Raw genomic sequence first — 8817 nt, 5'->3', positions numbered from 1 at the left:
GGCGCACCTTGGACAGCAGGGCTTCGATATCTTCGAGTACTGCCTTGTAGTCGACAGGCGCCTTGGCACGTATCTCGGCAGCAGCGGCATTCAACAAGGCCGTGCCGGCCGCCGACTCACCCAGCATCAGCTTCAGCCGACCTTTCTGATAATCGAGCAGCCCCTTCCACGCCGGATCGTTATCCGTGCTTGCCAGCTGCCTTGGGTCCAGCCCGTCCAATAGATCATTCACCCCCTTGGTCTGCCCTTGGTCGAGCCAAGCACTCGCTACGTAATAGCTGGCGAGCTGCAAGGTCGGGTGCCCCTTGGGCAGACTGGTGCGGGCCCGCTGCAGCACATCAAGATGCATCTGCATTGCCTTGGCCGACTGGCCGGCATGATCCAGACTGAGTGCCTGATTGTGACGGGTCACCAGCGTCTCCATCGCCGTATCGCCATACACCTTGGCAAACACCAAAGACGCCTGTTCAAACGAATCGGCCGCCTGCTGCCAACGCTGGCTGTTGTAATAGACATTGGCGATGACGCGCAATGAACCGGCGTAATTGGTCGATTCCTCGCCGGTAACCGCCTTGGTACAGCTGATAGCCTGCTTCGCCATCGCAATGGCCTCCTCAATCAGCTGCTGGTTGTTCAATGCATCAGCCAGACCTTGTTTCGAGCCGCAAGTAAACGCATTGCCATTCCCGTATTTTGCTTCGAGCCGCGCGAGCGCCTTGCCGTACAGGGCGATCGCTTCGGCCGTATGACCTGCGAGCCTGGTTGACTCCGCGTAGTCATGCTCGAGATAGTTTTCCAGGATATCACCATGCTCGGGAAGGCGAGCGAGCAGCTCGCTCGCCTTGGCGAAATGCTTGCGCGAGGCCTCCCAGTCATAGTTGAGCTGCTCTGCCGTGCCCTGCAGATACCAGAAACGCACTTGTGTTTCGGTGACCCGCGAACCGTGGCGAGCCAGGGAAGCCGACAATGCATCCAGTTGCTGCCGCGCTTCCTTGATTCGGCTCAGATTCAGCAATGCCTGCACATTCATCAAGCGCGCATCATCGGCAAGCTCGATATCCGGCTCCGCTGATCTATTCACCATCTTCAGCGCCAGTTCCCCCTGCTGCAAGGCTTGCCCGAATTCTTCGCTCCCGATGAAGGCGCTCTGCATGGCGACATGCAGATTGGCGCGCAGCTCATCGGAGTAGTCGCTCGTTGGTGCGGAAAGCCTGCTGGCAGCCCGCTCGATCGCCTCCTTCATGGTGGGGTTCGGGTGCCCGACCAAGCCCGGACTGGCGGCAGCGATCAAGTCTTCGCTGAGAAAGCGATTGAGCGCCATCAAATTGCGGCTTTGCCGCGCCAGCTGCTTTTCGCTATGCCCCAGCTTCATATAGGCATACAAGGTGGAAGCGAGACCGATGCTCAGCGCGGCAATCACGCCGATTACCCAGGGCCGGCGTTGCCTGGCGCGACGCGCGGCTTCGCGGTCGCGCGCCTGCTGCGCAACGGCAGCTTCCTCGCTGGCGCGGGCCTCGCGCAGGGCCGGCAGGTTTCCCAGGTGGCTCAATAACTCCGCCACGCTGGCGCTACGCCGCTCGATATCGCCATCGGTAGCACGGGCCAATTCTTCGCGCAGCAGCGCATCGTCGATATCGCGCTCCCAACCCGGCGCCATCGGCCGGCGCAGGTCTCCGGCCAGCAGCTGATACAGCAGCACACCGAGGGCATAGACATCAGAGCGCTCGCTTGACACTTCGCCACGCAGGATTTCCGGGGCGATATACATCATCGAGCCGCTGGGGCTATCGGCATGCAGGGTATTGACGCCACTGACATTCAGCTGCGTGAGGCCCAGGTCACGCAAACGTTCCGGATCGGTAAGCCGGCCGCTGCCAAAGTCCACCAGCTTGATCTGCCAGCCCTGTTCTTCCTGCTGGATCAGGATATTGGCCGGTTTGAGATCCTTATGGATCACTGCCACGCTATGTGCGGCCGCCACCACCTCGGCGATCTGGCGGAACAGGGCCAGACGCTCTTCCCTATTCAGCTGCGCCAGCCGTGCATCGGTCTGGCTCCAGCTCAGCAGGTCCTCGCCGCCGTAATCGCTTTCCAGGAAAAACGGTGCGCTATCGAAGTTCCAGTCATGCAGCTGTACCAGATCGCGGCGCGGGCCGAGATGCTCGTACAGCACCCGCGCCAGGGTGGCTTCGCGCTTGAGAAAGGCAAGCTGGCCCGTATCGGGCGCAAATTTGAAAACCCGCTCAACCCGCGACTTGCCATGGTGTGCCAGCCACACCTCTGCATTGGCCGACTGCCCCAGCTGCCGCTCCAGCGTGAATTCGCTGCGCCCAGGAACCGGCTGCCCAACGCGCAATGTACCGCCACCGCCGTCACCGTCGCTGATTGCCGTGCGCTGCACCGGTACGGCAATGCGGTAGCCGATACGCGGGATCGCCTCGATCAACCCGGCATTGGAGGCACCCAAGGCCGCCCGCAGGCGGGTGATGGCGCTGGCCAGCACATTGTCACCGACAAAGCGGCCGAACCAGACTTGCTCCTCCAGCTCCTGCCGCGTCACCACCTCGCCCTGATGCGCCAGCAAGATGCTGAGAATACGCAACGACTGCGGCTGGATATCGATGGTCAAGCCATTGACGGTGAGTTCGGCACGCGACTCATCAAAGGTAGAACGACCAAATTCATAGCGGTAGGGCATGGTGAACGGCATTCCGATGGGCAGAAAAGGGCGCCAATACTATCGCAAGTCGGCGCGCCGATTCCTGAAGACGCAGGCAATGATGCCTATTGCGCAAACGCAATCAGGTGGTCTATCTCCAGCTTGATGCCGATCGCTTCGCCAATGGCATGATCGTGGTGGCTGGGCACCAGGCTGAGTAGCCGGGCGCCCGATGGCAGGGCCAGAGTGTAGAGAAACTCGGCACCACGGAACGCTTTTTTCACCACGACGGCACGCAGCCGGCTGTCGTCGACATGCTGTACATCGTCCGGTCGCAGCAAGACCAGCACCTGGTCGCCCACCGCCTGATGACGCATGGCTGCGCAAGCATGCCGGCCCAGCTCGGACTCGAGCTCGCCGGGCGCACAGACGGTGGCAGGAAGAAAAGCCCCTTCCCCGACAAAGTCGGCTACAAAGCGCTCGGCCGGTTCGTGATACAGGGCATAGGCGCTATCCCATTGCAGCAGGCGCCCGCCTTGCATCACGCCGATGCGGTCGGCAATGGCAAAGGCTTCGTGCTGATCATGGGTGACGAGCAGGGCCGTCATGTTTTGCGCCTTGAGAATGTCGCGCACTTCGTGCGACAAACGTTCGCGCAGTTCGACATCAAGATTGGAAAACGGCTCGTCCAGCAACAATAGCCGGGGTGCGGGTGCTATGGCGCGAGCCAAGGCAACCCGCTGTTGCTGGCCGCCGGAGAGCTGATGCGGATAGCGATCAGCCAAGTCAGCAAGGCCTACGGTCTGCAGCAGCTCTGCGACCCGTAGCTGACGCTGCGACCGGGTCAGCGAATGCAGGCCAAAGCCGATATTGCCCGCCACGCTCAAGTGCGGGAACAGTGCGTAATCCTGGAACACCATGCCGACACCGCGACGCTGAGGCGGGCAATGCTGCCCTGCACCGGCCACCAGATCGCCATGAATGCGGATCTGGCCGGCTGCCAGCGTTTCGAAACCAGCTACCGCCCGCAAGGCAGTGGTTTTGCCGCAGCCGGAAGGACCGAGCAGGCAACCGATCTCCCCGGCAGACAGGGTGAGCGAGAGCTGCTGCAACACCGTCCTGTTGCCATAGGCGACGGCAATATGCTCGATGTTCAGTACGGGCGAAATCATTGGGTGTGCTCCGTTTGCCGGGCCAGCAATACCACCGGCGCGAGGCCGACCAGCACGAGGCTGATGGCCGGCAAGGCCGCCATCTCCCACTGGCCTTCACTGGTCAGTTCGAAAATCCGCACCGCCAGGGTGTCCCAGCCAAACGGGCGGGTCATCAAGGTGATCGGCATTTCTTTCATGACATCGACAAACACCATCAACGCAGCGGTGAACAAACCGCCACGCAGCAAGGGCAAATGCAGACGCCACAGACGGGCCAGACGGCCCAGGCCCATCGAGGCAGCGGCTTCTTCCTGGCTGGCGCTGATGCGCTGCATGGCGGCCTGCACCGGCTCGAAAGACACCGCCATGAAGCGGGCGGCATAGGCCAACAGCATGACCACCAGCGTGCCTTTGAGCAGTTGATCGGGAACAGTATGGCCAGCCGATTGCAATAGCCCGATGAGCTGCCTATCAAGCCAGGCCACTGGAATGAACACCCCAACCGCCAGCACCGTGCCGGGTATGGCATAGCCCAGCGTGGCCAGCCTGGCGGCGAGCCGGCTGCCGAGATCGGGGCGTCGACGTACCGCATAGGCCAACAACAATGCCAGCAGCACTACCAAGATGGCGGCGAGGCCGGCCAGCAGCAAGGAACGAGCGATCAAACCGAGGTACTGTCGGTCGAGCTGATCGGCAGCAACCGAAGCCGCCCACCAAGCCAGCTGTCCAAGCGGAACCGCGAAGGCCACCGCCAGTACACAGCAGCAGGCCAGGCTGGCCAGCCAGCCTCGCCATCCCGCCAGCGGTATACGCCGCACCGGACCGCTCCGACCGAGTCCATAACGCTTGTCGTCGCGCAGCCTTTGTTCCAGCAGTGCCAGCAGCAGCACGGCCAGAACCAGCACGGAAGCCAGCTGGGAAGCGGCAGCAAGGTTGTACAGGCTGAACCAGGCTTTGTAGATGGCAGTGGTGAATGTGTCGTAATTGAAAATGGAGACCGTGCCGAAATCAGCCAGACACTCCATCAAGGCCAATGTCACGCCACCGATCAGCCAGGGTCTTGCCATCGGCAAGGACAGGCGCCAGAAAGCGCGACGACGGCTTAATCCCAGCGATGCCGCCGCTTCCAGACTGCGCTGTCCCTGAGTCAGAAAGGCATTGCGCGCCAACAGATAGACATAGGGATACAAGGTCAAGGTCAGGGTCAGGATCACCCCGCCGCGGGAGCGAATGGCCGGAAACCAGTCCGAGCTGCCGAACTCCTGGCGTAACAGGCTTTGTAACGGACCGGTGTAGTCATACAGCCCGATTTGCACAAACGCCAGCACATAGGCCGGCATGGCCAGCGGCAAGGCCAGCGCCCAGGCAAACAGGCGACGACCGGGAAAATCGTGAACAGCCAGCAGCCAGGCCAGCGACACCCCAAGCAACAAGGTGCCCAAGGCCACGCCTGCGAGCAGGCAAGCGGTATTGATCAGCAAGCGGGGCAGTACGAACTGCCCCAGATGCGCCCAGATGGCGGTTTGGGGCTGCCATAGGCTGCTGAGCAGCACCAGGAGCGGAATCAGGGTGATGCTGGCGATCAGCCAGGCGAGCAGCTGCTCATCAGCCGCTAAAGGCCAGTAGCGGCGCGCCGTATGCAATCGTGGACGAATGGCGTTAAGCAAGGTTCGCATGAAAGGGCAAAGCCAAGCCGGGCGTTTGAGCCCGGCTTGGCTGGCAAAGCGTGGCAAGCACCGACACGTTCCGGCATCGAGCGGGCGCGACTGCACATCAAGGTGGCGACCTTAGCCTGCCCCCGGGACGATATGCAAGCCCGTTTGCGCCGCATCAACGATAGGCTGCGCGGTCCATCAGCTTGACGGCTGCCGCTTGCAGCTCACCGGCCTTGGCAACGTTGACCGGATCTTGTTTGAATCCGCCCCAGCCTGCCACGATCGGATCAGCCGATACCTTGGGGTTTACCGGATATTCCATGTTTTCATCGGCATAGCGCTTTTGCGCGGACTCAGCGGACAACCACTCGAGCAGTTTGAGCGCAGCTTTCTCGTTCTTGGCATGGCGGGTAATGCCAGCACCGGAGACATTGACGTGCACACCCGAGCTCGCTTGGTTGGCCCAGAACAGCGCCAGGGGCAGCTTGGGCTCTTTCTCGATCAGGCGGCCAAAATAATAGGTGTTGGCAATCCCAACCTCGCATTGCCCAGCCGCGATCGCCTTGAGCATCATGGTGTCATCGGCGAAGGGATCCGTGGCCAGATTGGCGACCCAGCCTTTGACGATCTGCTCAGTTTTCGCTTCGCCATGGCGGGCTATCAGCGTGGCAACCAGTGACTGGTTGTATACCTTCTTGGCGCTACGCAGGCACAGCTTGCCTTTCCACTTGGGATCAGCCAGGTCTTCGTAGCTGCTCAGCTGGGCCGGCTTGAGCTTTTCGCTGTTGTAAAACATGGTGCGCGCCCGCACCGACAAACCAAACCACTCGCCCTTGGGGTCGCGCAGGTGGGCAGGGATATTGGCCTCCAGCACCGAGGACTTAGCCGGCTTGAGCAGCCCCAGCTGGCTGGCCTGCCACAGATTGCCGGCATCCACTGTCAGCAACAGGTCGGCCGGCGTACTGCTGCCTTCGGCCTTCAGGCGCTCCATCAGCGGGCCTTCCTTATCGGTGATGTACTTCACCTTGATACCGGTGTCCTTGGTAAACGCTTCAAACAGGGGCTTGATCAATTGCTCGATCCGGGCCGAATACACGGTTACTTCTTCTGCCAATACCGGGGTGGCGGCGATCAGGGCTGCGGCAATCATCAGGGGACGAAACATCATGGCGTGATACTCCGGGTCTTGTGAATGGACGCGAGTATGCCATGGCCACTCCGCAAATGAGAATGCTTATCAAACCAATATTCGATTGATCAGGGTAAACCACTACCATCCCGAACGCTGGCCTGACTCAAGCCACCCTGCCCTGCACAGGTACGCTATAGTTGAACGCGCCCCGAGGCTGGTTGAGCTGACTGAAGTCCCCCTGGACCGGAGTAGGTCGGTAACGTTCCCATAGGGGCGCCCCCCATTTCCACCGCCGGCCGATTGCAAGCGTTGATGGCGTGCAATCGGTCAGGCCAGACTCGCCTGACGCCAAGCCGTCAGAAACAGGACTGCCGTCATGCAGAGCTCCCCGATCAAGCCGGTGAACGCCGCGCATATCGTGCTGTTGGGCGATTCGATTTTCGACAATGCCGCCTATGTTGGCGATGGCAAGCCGGTAGCAGCACATCTGGCCGACCTGCTGGGCGAAGGCTGGCAGATCAGCCTCCTAGCCGTTGATGGCGATATCACCAGCCAGGTGCATGAGCAGCTGGCAAAACTGCCAGATGACGCCGGCTTTCTGGTGTTGAGCAGCGGCGGTAACGATGCCTTGCGCGCCATGGGCCGGCTGATCGAGCCGGTTGAAACGGTCGAGCAGGCGCTCGCCATACTCAGCGAGATGCGCGAGGACTTTCGCGCTGACTACCGCAAGGTGCTGGCAGCACTAAAAGCCGTGCACCACCCGGAAGATGGCCCCAGCCGGCGCGTCGCCGTGTGCACCGTTTACGATCAGGTGCCAAACCTGAGTGCAAATCTGAGCACCGCCCTGGCACTGTTCAATGAGGTCATCCTGTTCGAGGCGGCCTACGCAGGCTTTACTATCATCGACCTGCGCCTGCTGTGCCGCGATGCCAGCGACTACTCATCGGTATCGCCTATCGAACCATCGCACAGCGGCGGGCTGAAAATCGCCCAGGCCATTGCGGCCCTGTTGCCCTTGTCCTAGCGCATCCATACCATCGATCCTGCGGCCAGGTCAGTTGTATGACCGCACACTTGCAAACGCCATGCTGTACCACCGGACAAAAGAGGACTACATGAAGGGGCGAGCACACACACTGTTTCCCGAGCGGACCGCCATTGCCGGGCCGGAACAAGTCAGCGACCCCGACTGCTGGCAGCCGTCGATAGTCGGACAGGTGCTGGTATCACGTCTGGGCATCGTGCGTCGCCAGGATCCCGCGCCTTGCCACTATCTCAACGCCAAGCAAGGCGCAGAAGCGAATCATTCACAGCCTTAAGGCACGTTGATTGGGCGTCCGTTTTACGGACACAGGACGCTCCCGCACAGCTCGATAAGCCGGCCATCCTGGAACCTGGCGCCGAGTGTGTGCTCATCATCCCAGGTAACACGGTAGCCGAATTCAATTGTTGGCTTGCCATCAAGGGGCATGACAGCAACAAATTCGAGCACGACGTGAGGCCATACATCACCTGGATAGCGCATTTCAGGTAGCGGCTCCTCTGGCGTGGGCAAGTCGCCGGACGCTATGGCTTCGGCATATGGGGCCAAGTGTTGAGCAAGCGCATTTTCAATTGCGGTTCGCCAGGACGGGTACTGGCCAGCAATAGACTTGGCAAGCTTCATGGCATCTGGATCAGGCCCATTTTTCGGGCCATCGATAATGAGCGGAGCCGCGTCACCCTGCAAAGAAAAATGCCCTCTCCACATTCCACGTGAGCGCTTTAACTCGCCAAGCTCAACGTCGAGGATGGTTGGTGATGAGAACAGGCCAAACACTGGAAGCCTCCGATAAAGCAAGTCGCCCTACATTGAAGCTGATCGGCGCCGAGCGCCAGCGAGTTGACCCTGAGTACCAACAGGCATCGCGCCACTGCCCATGCTGCCCGCAAAGTGCGTCCGCGCCTTGCCGCTTGGACTGAGCGGCGAGGTCGCGAGCACTGATGACAGGCTTGAAGTTGCAGGAACTTCGCTGAAGTCCAGCTTTGGCGACAGGGTATATCGATTTGCCCAAAGGCCAATTGCCTCAGGTGCTTCGCCACACGTTTGCAAGCCACTTCATCATGAACGGCGGCAATATCTTGGCGCTACAGCGAACGCTCGGCCACACGGAATTGAAGACGACGATGCGCTACGCGCATCTTTCACCTGATCACATGAACGAAGTACGGACGCTA

General features: G+C 60.7%; 8 protein-coding genes. 3 read left to right on the top strand and 5 right to left on the bottom strand.

Annotated elements, in window-relative coordinates:
- The 4 genes from ACE3OH_RS15470 to ACE3OH_RS15455 form a co-directional block, all read right to left on the bottom strand.
- On the bottom strand, nt 1-2698 hold a 2698-nt coding region (locus ACE3OH_RS15470), incomplete at its 3' end, for a tetratricopeptide repeat protein (protein ID WP_374354813.1).
- An 86-nt stretch (nt 2699-2784) separates the two neighbouring features.
- A complete protein-coding gene (locus tag ACE3OH_RS15465) occupies nt 2785-3831 on the bottom strand; it encodes an ABC transporter ATP-binding protein (RefSeq protein WP_374354810.1) in 1047 nt (348 codons plus the stop codon).
- Nucleotides 3828-5489: an ABC transporter permease gene (locus ACE3OH_RS15460; protein WP_374354807.1), complete on the bottom strand. Its 1662-nt coding sequence runs from the start codon at nt 5487-5489 to the stop codon at nt 3828-3830. The genes ACE3OH_RS15465 and ACE3OH_RS15460 overlap by 4 nt, the downstream gene beginning before the upstream one ends.
- Nucleotides 5490-5643: 154 nt before the next feature.
- The gene (locus ACE3OH_RS15455) at nt 5644-6633 is read right to left on the bottom strand and encodes an extracellular solute-binding protein (protein ID WP_374354819.1); all 990 of its coding nucleotides are present in this window, start codon (nt 6631-6633) and stop codon (nt 5644-5646) included.
- 343 nt (nt 6634-6976) lie between these two features.
- Here ACE3OH_RS15455 and ACE3OH_RS15450 point away from each other — a divergent pair, with 343 nt between their 5' ends.
- On the top strand, nt 6977-7624 hold the full coding sequence (locus ACE3OH_RS15450; RefSeq protein WP_374354804.1) for an SGNH/GDSL hydrolase family protein: 648 nt from the start codon (nt 6977-6979) through the stop codon (nt 7622-7624).
- A gap of 61 nt (nt 7625-7685) precedes the next feature.
- Nucleotides 7686-7919 carry a hypothetical protein gene (locus ACE3OH_RS15445; protein ID WP_374354801.1) on the top strand — a complete coding sequence of 78 codons (234 nt, stop codon included), beginning with the start codon at nt 7686-7688 and terminating at the stop codon, nt 7917-7919.
- 23 nt (nt 7920-7942) lie between these two features.
- Here ACE3OH_RS15445 and ACE3OH_RS15440 read toward each other — a convergent pair whose 3' ends face one another.
- Nucleotides 7943-8419, bottom strand: a complete 477-nt coding sequence (locus ACE3OH_RS15440; protein WP_374354798.1) for a hypothetical protein — start codon at nt 8417-8419, stop codon at nt 7943-7945.
- A 251-nt stretch (nt 8420-8670) separates the two neighbouring features.
- Here ACE3OH_RS15440 and ACE3OH_RS15435 point away from each other — a divergent pair.
- A partial coding sequence (locus ACE3OH_RS15435; protein ID WP_374354816.1) for a tyrosine-type recombinase/integrase occupies nt 8671-8817 on the top strand: 147 nt, incomplete at its 3' end.

This window comes from Chitinimonas sp. (assembly GCF_041904975.1).
Lineage (GTDB): Bacteria > Pseudomonadota > Gammaproteobacteria > Burkholderiales > Chitinimonadaceae > Chitinimonas.
The sequence above is the reverse complement of the archived record's forward strand: the minus strand, read 5'-3'. Positions and strand labels throughout refer to the sequence as shown.